Origin of the sequence: Rhodococcus sp. RD6.2, from assembly GCF_001040705.1 — a bacterium.
Lineage (GTDB): Bacteria > Actinomycetota > Actinomycetes > Mycobacteriales > Mycobacteriaceae > Rhodococcus_G.
The window spans coordinates 389,092-407,453 of sequence record NZ_CVQP01000006.1; the positions used below are offsets into that span (position 1 = coordinate 389,092).

An 18,362-nucleotide genomic window follows, 5' to 3' on the forward strand; every position below is an offset into this window, starting at 1 on the left:
ATGATGGTTCTCGGACTCGTCACACTCGTCCTGCACGGAACGCTCGCGGGGCTGTACTACGCGTTCTCGATGTCGGTGATGCCGGGTCTGCGGGCCGTCGACGCGACCGCCGCCGGAGAGGCGATGAGCGGCATCAATCGAAAGATCCAGACGCCGTGGCTGTTCGTGCCGTTTCTCGGTGCCCCGGTCGCGGCGCTCGTCGCGGGATTCCTGGCGTCGGGGGAGGCGGCGCCCTGGTACTTCTCCGCGGCAGGCGTCAACCTCGTCGGATCGCTCGTCGTCACCGCCGCGATCAACGTCCCGCTCAACAATGCACTCGACGCCGGTCGAATCACCTTCGGTGACTACGCTCCGCGCTGGACGGCTTTCAACACGGTGCGTGCGGTCGCGACGGTGGCCTCGCTCGTCCTGGTGGGTGTTGCACTCACGCGGTGACGAAACGCCGAACGCGGGTGCGCCCTGGTGGGCACACCCGCGCTCGCGAGAAATCGCCGTTTACAGCGGAATGTTCTTGTGCTGTCCGCGGCGGGCGGGAGCGGCAGCCAACGCCGCCGTGAGCAGGCTGCGCGTCTGCGCCGGCTCGATCAACTCGTCGACGACACCGATCGAGATGGCCCGTCCGACACCGCCCGCGATCGCCTCGTGCTCGGCGGCGAGGCGGTCGTGCAGCGCCTCGCGCTCCTCCTCCGGGGCGGCCGCGAGGGCCCGCTTGTGGAGGATGCCGACGGCGGCCTTCGCGCCCATGACGGCGACCTCGGCCTCCGGCCACGCGTACACCTTGGTGGCGCCGAGCGCGCGTGAGTTCATGGCGATGTAGGCGCCGCCGTAGATCTTTCGGGTCACCAGGGTGACGCGGGGAACCGTGGCCTCGGCGAACGCATGCAGCAACTTGGCGCCGCGCCGCACCACGCCCTCCCACTCCTGGCTGACGCCGGGCAGGTAACCGGGCACGTCGACGATGACGACGAGCGGGATGCCGAACGCGTCGCACAGTCGGACGAAGCGTGCGGCCTTCTCGGCGCTCTCCGAGTTCAGGCACCCGCCGAGACGCAGGGGATTGTTCGCGATGACACCGACGGTGCGGCCACCCATGCGGCCGATGCCGGTGACGATGCTGCGGGCCCAGTTGCCTTGCAGCTCTTCGAGGCTCGACTCGCCGTCCACATTGTCGAGAAGCTCGTGCACGATCGGGCGGACGTCGTAGGCGCGCTTGGCCGACTCCGGCATCAGCGCGCGCAGGTCGGTGTCGCCGCGGCGGGCCGCGTCCAGGTCGAACTCGCCCTGGTCGGCGATCATCGACACGAGTCGGCGTGCTCGGTGCAGTGCATCGAGTTCGTCGCGTGCCGCGATGTGGGCGACACCGGACTTCTTGGTGTGGGTCGCGGGACCGCCGAGGGACTCCATGTCGACCTGCTCGCCGGTCACCGAGCGCACGACGTCGGGGCCGGTGACGAACACGCGGCCCTCCGGGGCCATGATCACGACGTCGGTCAGTGCCGGTCCGTAGGCGGCGCCGCCCGCGGCGAAGCCGAGGACGACGGAAATCTGGGGGATGAGGCCGGACGCGCGCACCATGGCTTCGAACACGAGGCCGACGGCGTGCAGGGCTTCGACGCCCTCCGCCAGGCGGGCCCCGCCCGAGTGCCAGACGCCGACGATCGGAACCTGATCTTCGATCGCGGCGTCGATCGCCGCGACGATGTGCTTGCAGCCCTCCACTCCCATCGCGCCGCCCATCACGGTGGCGTCGGAGCAGTAGGCGATGGTGCGGACGCCGTCGATCTCACCGGACGCGGCGAGCACACCGGACTTGTCGCGGGGATGCAATGCGACTGTGGTGCCGGCGTCGAACAGCTTCTCGAGCCGGGCCAGGGGATCACGGGGGTCGAGCTGCGTGTCGGATCTGGTGATCGGATCAAGAATGGTCATCGCCGGTCCTCCTTCATGCGAGCCGCTGACTGCGGAGTGGGTGGTGAGGGGCTCGGTGGAACCGAGCCCCTCACCGTCTAGCTGAAGCCGATCCGTCAGGCGCGGCCGAAGGCGAGCGCAACGTTGTGCCCACCGAATCCGAACGAGTTGTTGAGTGCGAAATCGATCTGGCCGCTGCGGGGTTCACCCTTGACGACGTCGAGGTCGATCTCTGGATCCTGATTCTCGAGATTGAGCGTGGGGGGAATGACCCCGTCACGCACACTCAGGACCGTGAGCACTGCCTCGAGCGCGCCGACGGCGCCGATCGAGTGCCCAAGTGCGGACTTCGGTGCATACACCGCGGCATGATTGCCGACCGCGGCGTTGATCGCCCTCGCCTCGGCGATGTCGCCGATGGGAGTGGCGGTCGCGTGGGCGTTGACGAAGCTGATGTCCGACTTCGACAGGCCGGCATTCTGGATGGCGCGGGTCATCGCCCGTGCCGCTCCGGTGCCGTCGGGGTGCGGCGCCACGATGTGGTAGCCGTCCGACGTGATGCCCGCACCCAGCAGTCGCGCGTGGATGGTGGCACCGCGGGCCTTTGCATGCTCCTCGGTTTCGAGGACCATCATCGCGCCGGCCTCGCCGAAGACGAACCCGTCACGATCCTTGTCGAACGGCCGCGAGGCGCCCGCCGGATCGTCGTTGCGCGTGCTCAGTGCACGCATCATCGCGAAGCTCGCGGTCGCGACGGCGTCGAGTTGCCCCTCGACGCCACCGGCCACCACGATGTCGGCGTCGCCGAGCGCGATCATCCGGTACGCGTGCGCGATCGCTTCCGAACCCGACGAACATGCCGAGACCGGAGTGATGACGCCTGCGCGGGCACCGAGCTCGAGTCCGACCGTTGCAGCCGGACCGTTCGGCATGACCATCTGAACGGCGAACGGGGACACCTTGCGGTAACCGCCGGTGTTCAGCTTGTCGACCGCGTCGATCAGCGCCTCGCCGCCACCGAGACCGGTGCCGATGACGACACCGAGGCGGTCCTTGTCGACCTCGGGGCTGCCTGCGCCCTGCCACACGGCACGGCTCAGGGTCAGAGCCACGCGCTCGGCGAACGCCATGCGGCGGACCTCGACGCGGGTCAGGCCCTCGTCGGGGCTCACCTTGAGGCGGCCGCCGATACGGACCGGGAGGTCGTACTCGTCGACGAAACCGTCGAGCGTGCCGATTCCGCTTTCACCGGCGAGCAGCGACTTCCACGTGGCATCCACGTCACCCGCGAGTGACGTCGTGGCTGCCAGGCTGGTGACTACGACGTTGGGCAACGTGCGGGGAGAGGTGGAGGACACGTCGAGGCTCACTCGCCGTCGGTGCCGGTCTGGACGCCTTCGGCCTCGAGCTTCTGGGTGTACGCGACGGCGTCACCGACGGTGCGCAGGCTGGCGAGATCCTCGTCCGGGATCTTCACGCCGTACTTGTCTTCCATCTGGACGGCGATCTCGACCATGGACAGCGAGTCGATGTCGAGGTCGTCGACGAAGGCCTTCTCGATGGTCACCTCGGACGGCTCGATGCCGGTGACCTCTTCGATGATCTCGGCGATGCCGGCGATGATTTCTTCCTGAGTGTGTGCCACGGGGTGGCTCCCTTCGTGATGGTGTTATTTATCGGGTCCTGCGTTCGGCCGATGTTCAGACCGGCCGAGTGATGCAAGTTGTGGGGTCTATCAGTTACACGGTGTGGGGGCCGTGTTCGCTCAGACGAGTTGGGCGAACTGAGCGAGCCCGTCCAGGTCGGCGGGGGTCTTCAGGGCGAGCGTGGGCGTGCCCTTCATCTCGCGCTTGGCGATACCGACCAGGGTTCCGGCCGGAGGCAGTTCGACGACCGCCGTCGTCTCCGCGTTCCGCAGGTATTCGCTGCACAGATCCCACCGCACGGGACGGGTGACCTGCGCGGCCAGCTTCGACAGGGCGTCGGCACCGGAGGTGACGGGCTGCCCGTCCGCGTTGGACAGCAGCGTGTGGGTCGGATCGCCCGGGACGATCCGGGAGGCGGCCTCGGTGACCGCGTCCTGGGCCGGTCCCATGAACCGGGTGTGGAAAGCGCCCGCAACGGGAAGTGCACGAACCCGAGCCTTCTCCGGCGGATTCGCGGCGAGTTCCTCGAGCTGGGTGAGCAGGCCGGCCGCGACGATCTGGCCGGCCGCGTTGCGGTTGGCCGGTTCGAGGTCGAGTTCGGCGAGCCGGGCGAGGACTGCTTCCTCGTCGCCGCCGAGCACAGCGGACATGCCGGTCGGCTCGAGTGCGCACGCCTTCGCCATCTCCGCGCCACGGATCGCGGCAAGGGTGACGGCGTCGTCCGCCGTGATCACGCCGGCGATGGCCGCTGCGGCGAGTTCACCGACCGAGTGTCCGGCAGCGACGAATGTCGCGGGAAGCTCGCCACGACGTTCGAGCTCCTCGAAGGCGAGCAGCGCGGACGCCACGACGAGTGGCTGGGTCACGGCGGTGTCGGTGATTTCCTCCGCCGTGGCGGTGGTGCCGAGGCGGACGAGATCGAGACCGGCTGCCTTCGACCAGATCGCAAGGCGATCAGCGGTGCCCGGCAGCTCCAGCCAAGGGCTGAGCATGCCGGGGCTTTGGGACCCCTGACCCGGGGCGAGCATCGCAATCACAGGAATAAGGGAACACTGAGAGGACCGGTTTGCGGGGTGTTGTTGACCATGAACCTTGGACGGGTGTTTTGGAGGGTTCCAACAAAAGCGCAAGTCGAGGCCCAGCATCGTACGGGAGCGATTCGTCGTTACAGCTGGTTCTCCGAACTTGTGATGGATGTTATTGGTGTGACGGAAAGCGAAGGTTTGTAGTGATTTCGAGTCAGCCTTCCCACTGTTGCTGCAATACGGAGAACGTAAGCGTCTCGCGGGGTGGTCGGATCGCGGCCGGTGATCTCCGCGATCTTCTTCAGGCGATACCGGACAGTATTTGGATGGACGAACAGTTGCCGGGCGCATGTCTCGACGGCGGCGCCGCAGTCCATGTAGGCGTCGAGAGTGTCCGACAGCACCGACCCGGCGGTTTCCAGGGGACGCACCAACTGGTCGTACAGGGCATCGAGAGCGGCCCGATCGCCGAGGAGTGCCCGCTCGGGGAGTAGCTCGCCCGCGTGCACCGGACGGGGAGCGCCGCGCCAGCCGGGAACCGCGTCCATGCCTGCGAGCGCCTCGACCGCGCTGAAGTGGGCCGCGCCGAGCGTCCCCGTCGTCGGTCCGATCACCACCGGCCCCGGGGAGAACGCCGCAAGCAGGTCGTTGAGGAAAGGCCGATTCTCCGGCGTCGGTCTGACGTCGCCGCTCACCACCGTCACCAAGCGCGACCCTTGCACCACCGCGAGGGCCGCACGGTCGTGGCGCTGCGCCACGACGTGGACCGTGCCGACCACCGAGACGCCCTGATCCGGAGGCGGTGTCCCGACGAGGACGGTCGCAGGCGCGTTCGCGTCCCAGTTGAGGGTCGCCGCACGCGAGAGCATGTCCGGGCCGGTGTCACCGCGCACCACGGCGTCCACCACGAGCGCCTCGAGCCTGGTGTCCCACGCGCCGCGGGACTCCGCCGCGCTCGCGTACACCGATGCCGCCGTGAACCCCAGTTCGCGGCCGTACCGCAGAACCGCCTCCGTCAGCGCGATCAACTGCTGATCGTTGCGGGCGAGCGCCGGAAGCCATTGCTCGAAGAACTCCATCGCGACCCGGACCATGTCGACGGTCTGCCGCAGCGTCAGCCGCCGGGCCAGGTCCTGCGGAATCACCTGGAACGCGTCGAGGCTGAACCGCATGTCGCTGTCGGCGGGGTTCTGCAACCAGTCGAGGAAGTTGACGATGGCCGTCTGCACCAGCAACTGCACACTGGCTCGCTGGTCGGCGTCGAGATCGTCGAAGAACGGCAGCTGTGCCTGCATCGAGGTCACGGCCTCGGTGGACAGCCGCCCCGAGAACTGCTTGACCCGGCGCAGCAGGGCGTCGGGCAGGGGATTGCGCTGCACACGCTGCCGGACGAACGGTGGCGGCGAGGCAGGTGAGCGCCCTGCCGGTGCGGGCGTTACCGCTGCGTCGCCGTCACGCACGTCGGTCGCCTCGACCTGCGGCTCCGCGTCCTCGTCACCCATGACACCGAAACCTACGCCACCGCCGGCCCCGCGTTGTGCGCCACGGCCCGACCGTTACACAGGCGACGCCCCGCCGCCGAGTCGGTGGCGGGGCGTCGAGTGACCGTGCGGATCAGGCGCGACCCGGGCCGTGTGGATCAGGCGCTGCCCGGATCCTTCATCGACGTCGGCGCGGCGAGGACGTCGTCGATGCGGTACTGCTTCGCCGCAGCGGCGGGCGTGTTGTGCTCGACCTTCCCCTCGCGGGCGAGGCCGGCGAGCGCCGCGACGGCAATCGACTCGGCGTCGACGTTGAAGAACCGTCGCGCCGCCGTACGGGTGTCGGAGAAACCGAACCCGTCGGTGCCGAGGGTCGTGTAGTCGCCGGGCACCCACTGCCGGATCTGGTCCGGCACGGCGCGCATCCAGTCGGAGGCGGCGACGAACGGGCCCTCCGCGCCGGCGAGCACCGACGCGATGTACGGCACCGGAGCCGGACGGTCGGGATTGCGCAGGCCCTGGCGATCGCATTCGAGTCCCTCGCGGCGAAGCTCGCCCCACGACGTCACCGACCACACGTCGGCCGCGACACCCCAGTCGTCGGCCAGCAGCTGCGCGGCACGCAGGCCTTCCGGCATCCCGACACCGGACACCAGGATCTGTGCTCGCGGTCCCGTTCCCTGCGACTTCTGGTACAGGTAGATGCCCTTGAGGAGGCCCTCGACGTCGAGGTCCGCCGGCTCGGCGGGCTGCACGTACGGCTCGTTGTAGATCGTCAGGTAGTAGAAGACGTTCTCGCCGCCGAACCCGGGGGTTCCGGGAGTGCCGCCGTACATGCGGCGGATGCCGTCCCGGACGATGTGCGCGATCTCGTAGGAGAACGCCGGGTCGTAGGTGACAGCCGCCGGATTGGTGGACGCCAGCAGCAGCGAGTGCCCGTCCGCGTGCTGCAGGCCCTCGCCGGTCAGGGTCGTGCGACCCGCGGTGGCGCCGAGGACGAAGCCGCGAGCCATCTGGTCGGCGGCGGCCCACAGGCCGTCGCCGGTGCGTTGGAACCCGAACATCGAATAGAAGATGTACAGCGGGATCATCGGCTCGCCGTGCGTCGCGTAGGACGAACCGACCGCGGTGAACGACGCCGTCGAGCCGGCCTCGTTGATGCCCTCGTGCAGGATCTGCCCGACGCTGGACTCCTTGTACGCCAGCATCAGTTCGGCGTCGACGGACGTGTACAGCTGCCCGTTGCGGTTGTAGATCTTCAGCGACGGGAACCACGAGTCCATACCGAAGGTGCGGGCCTCGTCCGGGATGATCGGGACGATCCGGTGGCCGATCTCCTTGTCGCGCAGCAGTTCCTTGATGACGCGCACCAACGCCATCGTCGTCGCGACCTCCTGCTTGCCGGATCCCTTACGGATCGGGTCGAGCGCGGAGATGTCCGGAACCGGCAGGGGAGCGGCGTCGGTGCGACGGGACGGCAGGAAGCCGCCGAGTTGCCTGCGGCGCTCGAGCATGTACCGGATCTCCGGCGCGTCCGGCCCGGGGTGGTAGTACGGCGGAAGGTAGGGGTCCTTCTCGAGTTCGGCGTCCGAGATCGGGATGCGCTGCAGGTCGCGGAACGCCTTCAGATCGTCGAGCGTCAGCTTCTTCATCTGGTGCGTCGCGTTGCGGCCCTCGAAGTGCTTGCCGAGGGTGTAGCCCTTGATCGTGTGCGCCAGGATGACCGTCGGCTGGCCCTTGTGCGCCATCGCGGCGGCGTAGGCCGCGTGGATCTTGCGGTAGTCGTGGCCGCCGCGCTTGAGGTTCCAGATCTCCTGGTCCGACAGGTCCTTGACCAGTTCCTTGGTGCGCGGGTCGCGGCCGAAGAAGTGCTCGCGGACGTACCCGCCGTCGTTGGCCTTGTACGTCTGGTAGTCGCCGTCCGGGGTGACGTTCATCAGGTTGACCAGCGCGCCGTCCTTGTCGGCGTGCAGCAGCGAGTCCCACTCGCGACCCCACACGACCTTGATGACGTTCCAGCCGGCGCCGCGGAAGAAGGACTCCAGCTCCTGGATGATCTTGCCGTTGCCGCGGACCGGACCGTCGAGGCGCTGCAGGTTGCAGTTGACGACGAACGTGAGGTTGTCGAGGCCCTCCGTGGCCGCGACGTGCGCGAGACCACGCGACTCCGGCTCGTCCATCTCGCCGTCGCCGAGGAACGCCCACACGTGCTGCTGCGAGGTGTCCTTGATGCCGCGATCGTGCAGGTAGTGGTTGAAACGGGCCTGGTAGATGGCGTTCATCGGGCCCAGGCCCATCGACACCGTCGGGAACTCCCAGAAATCGGGCAGCAGCCGCGGGTGCGGGTAGGAGGGGAGGCCGCCGCCCGAATCGGCGTGCGAGGCCTCCTGTCGGAAGCCGTCCATCTGCGAGGGCGGGATCCGGCCCTCGAGGAACGCGCGGGCGTAGATGCCGGGGGAGGCGTGGCCCTGGACGAAGATGTGGTCTCCGCCGCCGGGGTGGTCCTTGCCGCGGAAGAAGTGGTTGAACCCGACCTCGTACAGCGCGGCGGACGAGGCGTACGTGGAGATGTGGCCGCCGACGCCGACGCCGGGGCGCTGCGCGCGGTGCACCATGACCGCCGCGTTCCAGCGGATCCAGGCGCGGTACCGGCGCTCGACCTCCTCGTCGCCGGGGAACCACGGCTCGTTCTCGGTCGGAATGGTGTTGACGAAATCGGTGGAGGTCAACGCGGGAATCGACACGCGGTTCTCGCCTGCGCGCTCGAGCAGTCGCAGCATCAGATAGCGTGCGCGCGCCGGCCCGGAACGCTCCAGCAGATCGTCGAAGCTCTCGATCCATTCACCGGTCTCGTCCGGATCGATGTCGGGGAGATAAGACGCGACACCCTCTCGGATGACGCGAACCCGGCCGTCGGAACCGGGGGTGGGACCGGGCGTTGCTGGAGATACCGGGTCCTGGATCTGCTCGGACAACATTTGCTCCTCATCGCGGTGGACGCTCGGTGTGGCGTCCGTTCCAATCCGGTTCGCCAACTGTGACGGCGACCCGGTTCGTTCATGATGGTGATCTGCATCCAATCCTGCCAAACGGCATCGATCGCTGCGCGTGCGAGGGGCATTCGTCGCCTGTACGAACATTTGTTACCTCGAATCGGCGCGGCCCGCTTGCGCGAGCGGCCCCGAGCATGTTCGCTTTCACTACCGATCACCACCGATCGGATGCTGGAGGTTCAGCTGTTTGACTTAGAGGAGGACACCACCGTGGTCGCCGCGGCCGACGCTCAGAACTACATCCAGAAGCTGGGCATCACCGAAGACATGGCTGTGCAGGAACTGGGTTGGGACGAGGACACCGACGACGACCTGCGGTCCGCGGTGGAAGAAGTCATCGGTGGCGAGATGGTCGACGAGGACTCCGACGAGGTGATCGACGTCGTCCTGCTGTGGTGGCGCGACGGTGACGGAGACCTCGTGGACGCCCTCATGGACGCCATCGTTCCGCTCAACGACGAAGGCTTCGTCTGGGTCCTGACTCCAAAGACCGGACAGCCCGGCCATGTCGAACCCAGCGAGATCGCCGAGTCGGCCCCCACCGCGGGGCTGACGCAGACGTCCGCTGCCAATCTGGGATCCTGGTCGGGAAGCCGCCTGGTGCAGCCGAAAGCACGGCCCGCCAAGCGCTGACAGGCTCTGCTGCGCCTGCCTCACCGACATCGAAGATTCGAGGAGTTCGTCATGCCGTTGGCCGTGGGCACCGTCGCGCCCGATTTCACGCTCAAGGATCAGAACAACCAGGAGATCACGCTCTCCGACTACCGGGGAAAGAAAAACGTCCTGGTCGTGTTCTATCCGCTCGCGTTCACCGGCACCTGTCAGGGTGAGCTTTGCAAGGTGCGGGACACCCTCCCGACCTTCGAGAACGACGACACCGCCGTCGTCGCCATCTCCGTCGGCCCCCCGCCGACGCACAAGATCTGGGCCGCGGAACAGGGGTACACGTTCCCGCTGCTGTCCGATTTCTGGCCGCACGGCGCCGTCACCCAGGCCTACGACGTGTTCAACGAGAAGGCCGGTTTCCCGAACCGCGGCACCTTCGTCGTCGACAAGTCCGGAATCATCCGATTTTCCGAGATGAACGGGCCCGGAGAGGCCCGTGACCAGGGAGCTTGGGAGAAAGCGCTCGCCACGCTAGATTCCTGAGTGCAATTCGGCGAACGGACGAAGCTCCGTTTGCCGCGTTGAGGGCGTGTAGCTCAGTGGTAGAGCTCTGGTTTTACACACCAGCGGTCGGGGGTTCGAAACCCTCCGCGCCCACCTGCAGCCGAGGCGTCGATCTTGCCTGACCAACAGTCAAGACAAGCCCCCCGCCTCGACGAGGCGGGGGGCTTGTCTTGTTTCGCGGAGGCGGGAGCCGAAGCCGGTCGGTCAGGAACCCAGCGGGAGGTTGTCGAAGACGAAGCCCTCCAGGCTGCCCGTCATTCCGAGCAAGCCCAGGTCGTCCGACCCGGCCGACCCGAATGAGTCGCCTTGCCGGTGCCAGGTGGTGCAGCCGACGGAGTCGAGCCGGTCTCCGGCGTCCAGGTCGACGATGCGGTACCTGTTGCTCATGCTGATGCCGTCGAGGCTCGGCTCGGTTTCACCGGCCTGGGTGAGGGTGAATTGGCAGGCGTCGCCGGTGAAGCGGGAGTAGTACGTTCCCGGCTCCATGTCGACTCCCGCCACGTAGGAGTGGCTGGTGGTTCCGGGAAGGCTCACCGGGAGCGCGTTCGCGACGCCCGCGGTGCCGATGACGAGGCCGACTGCGGCGATGGCGGCGCCGACGAATCCTGCAGTTCTACGCAACGCGGTTCTCCTCGTGGGTGGTGGAGTGAACCAGGTCACGCTAGTGGCTTCGTGATGCTCCGGTCGGGAAATCCGACAGCACTCCTACTTTCGACTGATCAGTCGCCATACTGCGAACCTCACCAGGTGGCCTCGGTCGCAAGCCGATCGGCCACGCTCGGGGTCACGTCCGCCGACGTACGATTGACCGATGAGGATGGGAGCGGTGCTGACGCTCGTCGGGCTCGCGGTGCTGGCCTTCGGCCTCGGGCTGGCGGCGGCCCGGCTGGAGAGCGTCGGCTGGACCATCGCGCTCGGACTGCTGTGGCTCGTCATTGCTGCGGTCGCCCTCGCCCGGACCCGTCGCACCGGCTGACCGAAACCTGTCAGTTCCTTTCCGGCGCAGCCGAATCCGTGATCCCTCCGCAGGACTGCCATCCCCGCAGGTCGGCGCAGTCAGCCCCACAACCACCGCGACGACGGCGCCTCCGCGCCGAGGGTGAGTATCCACTTCCTTCGGGGCGCAGGGGCTTTCATCGGTCCGGGCTCAATCGGCGAGCACCCGGCGCATCACCGGCCGAGCCACGAGTGCGCTGGCCAGCACCAGGGCAATGCCCGCCGCAAGCGTGACACCGAGCTGCACCAACGCCATCGGAGTGGTGAGGACGACGGCGCCCGCGAGGGGGAACAGGAACAGCAGCGCGCCGCCGGCGCCTGCCAGCGCCATCACCATCACCGGGGTGCGGACCTGCCGGATCCGCGCCCGGTCCATCACCTGGACGGGGGTGCCTGCCAGGGCGAGGCTGCGGTAGACCTGCCGGCTGTCCAGGATCGTCGACACCTGGGTGAGCGCCGACGAGATCGCGGCGAGCGCGAAGGTCGCGCCGAGGGTGAACAGCACGCCGGTCCGCAAGTCCGCGTAGATGAACTCCTGACCCGGCTGAAGCTCCTGACCCTCACCGTCGCCGATCGCCGCGAGCAGCGAGGTTCCGGCCGCGACGAAGGCGGCCATCGTGACGCCGCTGACGGTGCGCCACACGGACTTCGGGTTGTCGAGCACCCGGCGCGCGGCGATCAACGAGGCGGCGTCCCGCGATCGGGCGAGCATGATGCGGCCCAGCAGGGAGATCACGAACGGTCCGATCAGGGCCACGATGCCGAAGCAGACCGCGAGTCCCGCCAGGATGGCCGCGACGCCCGGCATCGCGCCGCCGACGGCGGTCCACCCGATGAGGACCGCAACCGCGAGAACGGCGATGAGTGCCTTCGGGGCAGGCTTAGCGTGGCCCTGTGCCACGCCGAGCGGGCTGACGAACACCTGCCGCATGCCGAGCATCGAGGTGAGCGCGGCCAGTACCGTCATTCCGAGCACCACCCCGAGCAACGGCAGGGCGCCGACCCAGAGCTCGGAGAGCTCGAAGGTGCGGCCCTGGAACCGCAGCTGCGCGACCAGTGGGAGCGCGGCGAGGTAGCCGACTACGCCGATCAGCGCACCGACCAGGCCCTGCGCACCCGATTCGGCAGAGCACAGGGCGACGATCTGACGCGGGGTGGCGCCGATCAGCCGCAGCGCCGCGAGCCGCTCGTCCCGGCGCCGCGCACCGAGTCGCGCCGCCGCGAGTCCGAGGGTCACGGCGGGCACCACCATGAGGACCGAGGCCACGCCCGCGAGGGAGAGGTACATCTGCGCTTCCGGCTCCCCGGTGCGCCCGTCGAAGGCGCCGTACCCGCCGAGGACCGTGAGCAGCAGCGCGGTGGAGGCGGCGAAGGCGGTGACAGGAAGGGCGTAGGTGCTGATCGCCTTCCGGCCCTCGCCCCGCACCGTCAGCAGGGCGACGCGGGCGGTGGCGTTCATGCCGCCACCTGCTGCGCGACGAGGGAACCGGCCTGCATCACCAGCGTGCGATCGCACCAGCGGGCCACCTCGAGGTCGTGGGTGACCACCACGAGGGCGGACCCGATCTGCTGCGCCGACTCCCGTAGCAGCCGCATCACCTCCCAGCTGGTCTGCGCGTCCAGCGCGCCGGTCGGCTCGTCCGCGAACAGCACCGAGGGTTTGGTCACCAGAGCCCGGGCGATCGCGACTCGCTGCGACTGCCCACCCGACATCTGGCCCGGCCGGCGGTCCTGCAGACCGTCCAGGCCGAGCGGCGCGAAGAAGGTGTTCGCGGTGGCCTTGGCGTCGCGGATGGAGGCGCCGTTCAGGATCAGCGGCAGTGCGACGTTCTCGATCGCGGGAAGTTCCGGGAGGAGTTGCCCGGACTGGAAGACGAAGCCGAATGCCTCGCGCCGGAGCCGGCTGCGGTCGTTCTCGCCGAGGTTCTGGATGTGATGCCCCGCGAGCAACACCGCGCCGGAGTCCGGTTTCACGATCCCCGACATGCAGTGCAGCAGGGTCGATTTGCCCGATCCGGACGGTCCCATGATCGCGGTCGCGGTGCCGGCCCGGATCTCCAGGCTGACGTCGCGGAGCACGGGGGCCTGCCCGAAGGACTTGCCGAGGGCGTGCACGGACAGGACGGGTGGCGGGGTCGGATCGGTCATGGTTCCACCGTCGCCGATGCGGGGTGTCCGAGTCATCGGACCGTCGCCGGATTCCGGGTGGCCCTGCCTCATCCCCGGGTATGACCGGACCCCGAGGCAGACCCGGATCCGGCGGGAGCGAACCTGATCCGACGCGAGAGGCAGGGGTCTACGGCAAGCATCGGAAGAACCCCGCACCACACAGTGCGGGATTCTTCGTCGGCTGGCTCAACTCGGGTACTGGTCGCTCCACCAGGCACCCTCGGAGGCCAGTCGATCCGCGACCGAGTCGGGCATCGTCGAGCAGCTGTCCGGATCGTCGAGGGGATTGTTGTCGCTCGCCGAGTCGAGGATGCCGACCGTTTCCACGGTGCCGTCCCAGCCGCCCATCTCGTCGACCCGCTGCGGCACCTTCGTGCGCGCCCGCGTCACGGTGCTGGCCACCACCCACTGGCCGTCGCTGGTGATGTCGACGCCGCCGCCGGGAGATCGTTTGGCGTCCTCCCCGAGCGGCAGCAGACCGGCCAGGGTTGCCGCGTCCGAGGGGTTTCCGTCCCACGGCGGGCGGTTGAAGTAGTACCAACTGGCTGCGCAGACCCCGTACAGGTTGGGTCCGAACTGTGCGTAGTTCAGGTAGAGCTCGAGTTGCCTGCGGTCGCCGATCATGTTGAACGGCCAGGCCAGCAGGGCCTCGACTCCCTTGCGGACGATCTTGGTCACTCCCCACTCGCCCCGGAACAGGAAGATGTTCTTCACGAGCTGCTGCGGAATGGTCGACCCCGAGTTGTCCTCGCCCGTGCTGACGTAGGTCAGCGTGCGGTCGACGAACTCGCCCACGTGATACGGCCCCGTACGGGTGCCGAGTTGCGCGTCCTCGTGGACGATCACCGCGGCGACGTAGTGCCTGCTGATGTAGTCGAGCGAGACGTTCTGGAAGACGGTCGGACCGCTCGCCTCGTCGGTCAGCATGAACAGCGTTCGTGGCGGTGTCGCCACGCGGTACACGACCGGCATCAGGACGCACAGCGCCACGAATGCCGCGAGCGCACGCAGTCCCCACCGGAGCGCCGATCGACGGGGCCGCTCCCATTCCGGTTGCCCGACCGGGGGAGTCGCACCGGGGCGCCCGTCGTACGGCGGTACCGGCGGCGTCGGCTTCGGGGGAAGCGGGGGCTGGCCCGCAGACGGTGCCGGCCACAACGGGGGAAGTCGGCGTTCCAGGCGGGGGCGGGGCCGGGGGGTGCCGCTCGATGGGACCGCGGGTGGCGGTTCGGGCCAACGTCGCGGGGTCGCGGGAGCGTCCGCGTCCCGACGCTGGGGGCTCCGGCTGTCGCCGAGTCGTATCCTCATCAGTCCTCGACGGCGGTGGTACAAGGCCAGAAACCGGATCTGGCAGGCTCGCCGTGGCATCGATTTTAGATGGTGTACGAGAGTGCGAATTCCGGTGGCCGGGCGTCGATTCCCTCGTGGATCGAGTGCGACCCGCTCGCGGCCCGATGTCCGTCTCCAGCATGACGCGGCGGGAGAAGACTCATCCTGCCGTGCGACGCGAGTGGCGCACTACCGCTCGTAGGTTGAGGTGGTGATCAACACCAAGCGAATCAGCGGCAGCATCGCCGCATCGCCCCTGCTCCTCGGCGTGATGCTCGCGGCGACAGCATGCAACGTCGACCGCTTCGACGACAGCAAGGCATACAAGAAGACGGAGACCCACTCCTTCTCCACCGCCACCGACGGACGGCAAGTCCTGCCCGACTGGGTACCCCCCAACGCGACCGCCATCGACGAGATCGTCAGAACCACGGGTGACGAACGGATCCTCAGGATGACGAGCAGTGTCGAGGCCCTGGACCACCCGGGGTGCGCCGAGATCGACGGCTCCGATGCCCGCCCGCCGTCACTGTCGGCAGGTTGGTGGCAGTCCGGAGTCGAATCCGCCAGCACGGTGAAGTGCGGTGACTGGTATGTCGTACAGGCAGGTGAGCACCTGTACGCCCACAAGCCGGAGGCGGTTCAGTTCATCCTGGACCAGCTGGTGGCGAACGAGTAGGAGCCTGCCACCCTTCGTCGTTCCACCCCTTCGGGCGGGTTCACTTGTAGAAGCCGTCCCGCAGGTTGATACCGTGCTCGACCCACACCTTGAGTGCGGCGAGCATTCCGGTCCATCCCTGGCAGTTGCCGAAGGCACTCGTCGCGCCCTCGTCGGTCGGCTGCCACGACGACTCGGTGATGGTGACCCGGGTCCGGGTGTCATCGTCGACGGGCTCGAACTCGAACGTGGTGGTGGTCGTGCCGGCCTCGGACGTGGTTGCGGTTCCGGCCCATTCGATGACGATGCGGCTCGGCTGTTCCGCGGCGACCACCGTCACGGGGAATGCGCCCGGGAAGTCCGCGAAGTCCCAGGTGACGTCCGCGCCCGGTTCGAGGCGTCCGCGCGCGCCGCCGGTGGTGAAGTACTGCGACAACTGCTCGGGGTCGGCGACGGCCTCGTAGGTCTGCGCGGTCGGCCGGGATACGTGGCCCGAGACGGTGAACGAGAGCTCGATGAGTGTGCTGTGGTCTGCCATGCAGTCCAGGATTCACGTCCGCGGGGGCGGTGACCAGCCCCGCCCGACCGTGTCTCACGTCAGGCGCGAAAGGTCCTGCGGTAGGCGGACGGCGGCACACCGAGCTGCGTGGCCATGTGCTGCCGCAGGGAGGTCGCCGTGCCGAAACCGACGTCGGCGGCGATGGTGTCGACGGATAGGTCGGTGGTCTCGAGGAGTTGCCGGGCACGGTCGACGCGGCGAGTGATGAGCCACTGGGTCGGCGTCGTCCCGACCTCGTCGGCGAACCGGCGCGTGAACGTCCGCACGCTCATGTTGGCGTGCCGGGCCAGACGGGACAGCTGCAGCGGCTCGTCGAGTCGCTGCAGAGCCCAGTCACGGGTCGCCGCAGTCGAATCCGAGGCGTGCACCGGGACCGGGCGCTCGATGAACTGCGCCTGCCCGCCGTCCCGCCACGCCGGGACGACCGACCGCTTGGCGACCCGGGTCGCGACGTCGGCGCCGTGGTCGCGGCGGACGAGGTGCAGGCAGAGATCGAGTCCGGCGGCGACGCCCGCCGAGGTGACGACGTGACCCTCGTCGACGAACAACACGTCCGGGTCGACCTGCACCGCCGGGAACGTGCGCTGGAAGTGGTCGGTGTGCCGCCAGTGCGTGGTGGCCCGCAGCCCGTCGAGCAGGCCCGCGGCCGCGAGCACGTACGACCCGATGCAGATCGAGACGTAGCGGGTGCCGGGGCGGACGAACCCCAGAGCTTTCTCCATCTCCGGGGGCAGGTGCCCGTCGCGGGTGGAGCCGAGTTGATACGTCGCGGGGATGACCACGGTGTCCGCGGTGGAGAGCAGTTCGGGGCCGTGGTCGACCGAGACCGTGAAGTCGGCTTCCGTGCGGACCGGTCCGCCGTCGACGGTGCAGGTCAGCACCTCGTACAGGGGTTCGCCCGCCGCGTCCTCGGCCATGCCGAAGATTCGGGACGGGATGCCGAGCTCGAAGGGCACCACCCCGTCGAGTGCCAGGACCACCACACGATGCATGGCTCGATTCTTTCACACATTGGCATTCAAGCCATTGGTTCGCGCCGGTCACGACCCACACACTGATTCTCGTGACCTCCGAGCTCGTGCCTCCACGTCCCACCGTCGCCCCGACTTCCCGGCGCCCACACCCCGCCTGGTCGGTCGCCGCGGTCGCGTTCCTCGCGCTCGTCGGCGCGGCCGCCTTCCGTGCGGCCCCGTCGATCCTCATCGACCCGCTGCACCAGGACTTCGGCTGGTCGCGGGCATCGATCTCCTCGGCGGTGTCGATCAACCTCGTCCTGTACGGCCTCACGTCGCCCTTCGCGGCGGCCCTGATGGAACGCTTCGGAATGCGCCGGGTCGTGACCGCGGCGCTACTCCTGGTGTCGGCGGGCAGCGGGCTGACGGTGTTCATGACCGCGCAGTGGCAGCTGGTGCTGCTGTGGGGCGTCCTCGTCGGTCTCGGCACCGGATCCATGGCGCTGGCATTCGTCGCCACCGTCGTCGACCGCTGGTTCGTCGCCCGGAAGGGTCTCGTCACCGGCATCCTCACTGCAGGTGGAGCGGCCGGACAGTTGGTGTTCCTGCCCGTGCTCGCAATGATCTCCGAGAGGCACTCGTGGCAGGTGGTGGCGTTGACCGTCGCATTCGCTGCACTCGCGGTGGTCCCTCTGGTGTTGCTGTTCCTCCGGAACCGGCCGTCCGACATCGGCGCTGTCCCGTACGGCGCCGACCCCGACTTCGTCGCGCCCGAGGTGCCCGCGGCGCCCGGCGGCGCGGTGCGTCGCGCGCTGTCGGTGCTGGCGTCGGCGTCGCGGACCCGGGTGTTCTGGCTGCTGGCAGGCACATTCGCGATCTGCGGCGCCAGCACCAACGGACTCGTCGGCACCCACTTCGTGCCGGCCGCCCACGACCACGGCATGCCCACCACCGCCGCGGCGAGCCTGCTCGCGGTGATCGGCATCTTCGACGTACTCGGGACCATCGCGTCGGGTTGGTTCACCGACCGCTTCGACGCCCGCAAGCTTCTCGGGACCTACTACCTGCTCCGCGGGATCTCGCTGGTGTTCCTGCCGATCCTGTTCGCGGAGTCGGTGCATCCGCCGATGATCGCGTTCGTCATCTTCTACGGCCTCGACTGGGTGGCCACCGTGCCGCCGACGGTTGCGCTGTGCCGTCAGCACTTCGGTGCCGACAGCCCGATCGTGTTCGGGTGGGTCCTGGCGTCGCACCAGATCGGTGCGGGCATCGTCGCGTTCCTCGCGGGCCTGGTCCGGGACCGGTTCGGCGGGTATGACGCTGCATTCTTCGTCGCGGGCGGTCTGTGTGCGATCGCCGCGGTGATGTCACTCGCGATCGTCGGTCGAAGGCGGGAAGCCGTCGCGCAGTGAGGC

At 68.4% G+C, this 18,362-nt stretch carries 18 protein-coding genes and 1 tRNA gene; 7 read left to right on the top strand and 12 right to left on the bottom strand.

All coding sequences use genetic code 11. The features are described 5' to 3' along the window. Positions 1-435, top strand: coding sequence for an anthrone oxygenase family protein (locus tag RHCRD62_RS12035; RefSeq protein ID WP_050064926.1), 435 nt, complete (start codon positions 1-3; stop codon positions 433-435). Between the two features lie 60 nt (positions 436-495). Here the strand turns inward: RHCRD62_RS12035 and RHCRD62_RS12040 are convergent, their stop codons facing one another. The 6 genes from RHCRD62_RS12040 to aceE all read right to left on the bottom strand — a co-directional run bounded on the left by RHCRD62_RS12040 (position 496) and on the right by aceE (position 9,035). Then, on the bottom strand, positions 496-1,929 hold the full coding sequence (locus tag RHCRD62_RS12040; RefSeq protein ID WP_050064927.1) for an acyl-CoA carboxylase subunit beta: 1,434 nt from the start codon (positions 1,927-1,929) through the stop codon (positions 496-498). 95 nt (positions 1,930-2,024) lie between these two features. Then, entirely contained in the window at positions 2,025-3,266 is a 1,242-nt protein-coding gene (locus tag RHCRD62_RS12045) for a KasA/KasB family beta-ketoacyl-ACP synthase (protein ID WP_050065247.1), read from the bottom strand. Between the two features lie 8 nt (positions 3,267-3,274). Further along, on the bottom strand, positions 3,275-3,553 hold the full coding sequence (gene acpM / locus RHCRD62_RS12050) for a meromycolate extension acyl carrier protein AcpM (protein ID WP_050064928.1): 279 nt from the start codon (positions 3,551-3,553) through the stop codon (positions 3,275-3,277). Positions 3,554-3,673: 120 nt separating this feature from the next. After that, positions 3,674-4,591 (bottom strand): ACP S-malonyltransferase, encoded by a 918-nt coding sequence (locus RHCRD62_RS12055; RefSeq protein ID WP_084734218.1) that lies wholly within the window; start codon positions 4,589-4,591, stop codon positions 3,674-3,676. 128 nt (positions 4,592-4,719) lie between these two features. After that, positions 4,720-6,081 carry a PucR family transcriptional regulator gene (locus RHCRD62_RS12060; protein WP_253277289.1) on the bottom strand — a complete coding sequence of 454 codons (1,362 nt, stop codon included), beginning with the start codon at positions 6,079-6,081 and terminating at the stop codon, positions 4,720-4,722. A gap of 137 nt (positions 6,082-6,218) precedes the next feature. Further along, a complete protein-coding gene (aceE, locus tag RHCRD62_RS12065) occupies positions 6,219-9,035 on the bottom strand; it encodes a pyruvate dehydrogenase (acetyl-transferring), homodimeric type (RefSeq protein WP_253277290.1) in 2,817 nt (938 codons plus the stop codon). 288 nt (positions 9,036-9,323) lie between these two features. Between aceE and RHCRD62_RS12070 the strand changes: the two genes are divergently transcribed. The 3 genes from RHCRD62_RS12070 to RHCRD62_RS12080 all read left to right on the top strand — a co-directional run bounded on the left by RHCRD62_RS12070 (position 9,324) and on the right by RHCRD62_RS12080 (position 10,376). Beyond that, a complete protein-coding gene (locus tag RHCRD62_RS12070) occupies positions 9,324-9,746 on the top strand; it encodes a DUF3052 domain-containing protein (protein WP_050065249.1) in 423 nt (140 codons plus the stop codon). 51 nt (positions 9,747-9,797) lie between these two features. After that, the gene (locus RHCRD62_RS12075) at positions 9,798-10,262 is read left to right on the top strand and encodes a peroxiredoxin (protein WP_050064931.1); all 465 of its coding nucleotides are present in this window, start codon (positions 9,798-9,800) and stop codon (positions 10,260-10,262) included. Between the two features lie 42 nt (positions 10,263-10,304). Beyond that, positions 10,305-10,376 (top strand) — tRNA-Val (locus RHCRD62_RS12080). A gap of 111 nt (positions 10,377-10,487) precedes the next feature. Here RHCRD62_RS12080 and RHCRD62_RS12085 read toward each other — a convergent pair. Next, positions 10,488-10,904: an Rv1352/Rv1906c domain-containing protein gene (locus RHCRD62_RS12085; protein ID WP_050064932.1), complete on the bottom strand. Its 417-nt coding sequence runs from the start codon at positions 10,902-10,904 to the stop codon at positions 10,488-10,490. Positions 10,905-11,094: 190 nt separating this feature from the next. Here RHCRD62_RS12085 and RHCRD62_RS25825 point away from each other — a divergent pair, with 190 nt between their 5' ends. Beyond that, the gene (locus tag RHCRD62_RS25825) at positions 11,095-11,259 is read left to right on the top strand and encodes a hypothetical protein (protein ID WP_157050888.1); all 165 of its coding nucleotides are present in this window, start codon (positions 11,095-11,097) and stop codon (positions 11,257-11,259) included. 171 nt (positions 11,260-11,430) lie between these two features. On the opposite strand, the gene RHCRD62_RS12090 is transcribed toward RHCRD62_RS25825, so the two are convergent. From RHCRD62_RS12090 to RHCRD62_RS12100, 3 genes are all read right to left on the bottom strand, one after another. Beyond that, positions 11,431-12,738, bottom strand: coding sequence for an FtsX-like permease family protein (locus RHCRD62_RS12090; RefSeq protein WP_050064933.1), 1,308 nt, complete (start codon positions 12,736-12,738; stop codon positions 11,431-11,433). After that, positions 12,735-13,427: an ABC transporter ATP-binding protein gene (locus RHCRD62_RS12095; RefSeq protein WP_050065250.1), complete on the bottom strand. Its 693-nt coding sequence runs from the start codon at positions 13,425-13,427 to the stop codon at positions 12,735-12,737. The genes RHCRD62_RS12090 and RHCRD62_RS12095 overlap by 4 nt, the downstream gene beginning before the upstream one ends. 207 nt (positions 13,428-13,634) lie before the next feature. Beyond that, complete coding sequence (locus RHCRD62_RS12100; RefSeq protein ID WP_172671053.1) at positions 13,635-14,606, bottom strand: biosynthetic peptidoglycan transglycosylase; 972 nt, start codon at positions 14,604-14,606, stop codon at positions 13,635-13,637. 382 nt (positions 14,607-14,988) lie between these two features. On the opposite strand from RHCRD62_RS12100, the gene RHCRD62_RS12105 reads away from it, so the two are divergent. Further along, positions 14,989-15,456, top strand: coding sequence for a hypothetical protein (locus RHCRD62_RS12105; protein ID WP_157050890.1), 468 nt, complete (start codon positions 14,989-14,991; stop codon positions 15,454-15,456). A gap of 40 nt (positions 15,457-15,496) precedes the next feature. Here RHCRD62_RS12105 and RHCRD62_RS12110 read toward each other — a convergent pair whose 3' ends face one another. Continuing rightward, positions 15,497-15,973, bottom strand: a complete 477-nt coding sequence (locus tag RHCRD62_RS12110) for an SRPBCC domain-containing protein (RefSeq protein WP_050064936.1) — start codon at positions 15,971-15,973, stop codon at positions 15,497-15,499. Positions 15,974-16,032: 59 nt separating this feature from the next. Then, positions 16,033-16,986, bottom strand: coding sequence for a GlxA family transcriptional regulator (locus RHCRD62_RS12115; RefSeq protein WP_050064937.1), 954 nt, complete (start codon positions 16,984-16,986; stop codon positions 16,033-16,035). Positions 16,987-17,072: 86 nt separating this feature from the next. Between RHCRD62_RS12115 and RHCRD62_RS12120 the strand changes: the two genes are divergently transcribed. Further along, positions 17,073-18,359, top strand: a complete 1,287-nt coding sequence (locus RHCRD62_RS12120; RefSeq protein ID WP_253277311.1) for an MFS transporter — start codon at positions 17,073-17,075, stop codon at positions 18,357-18,359. Positions 18,360-18,362: the final 3 nt, after the last annotated feature.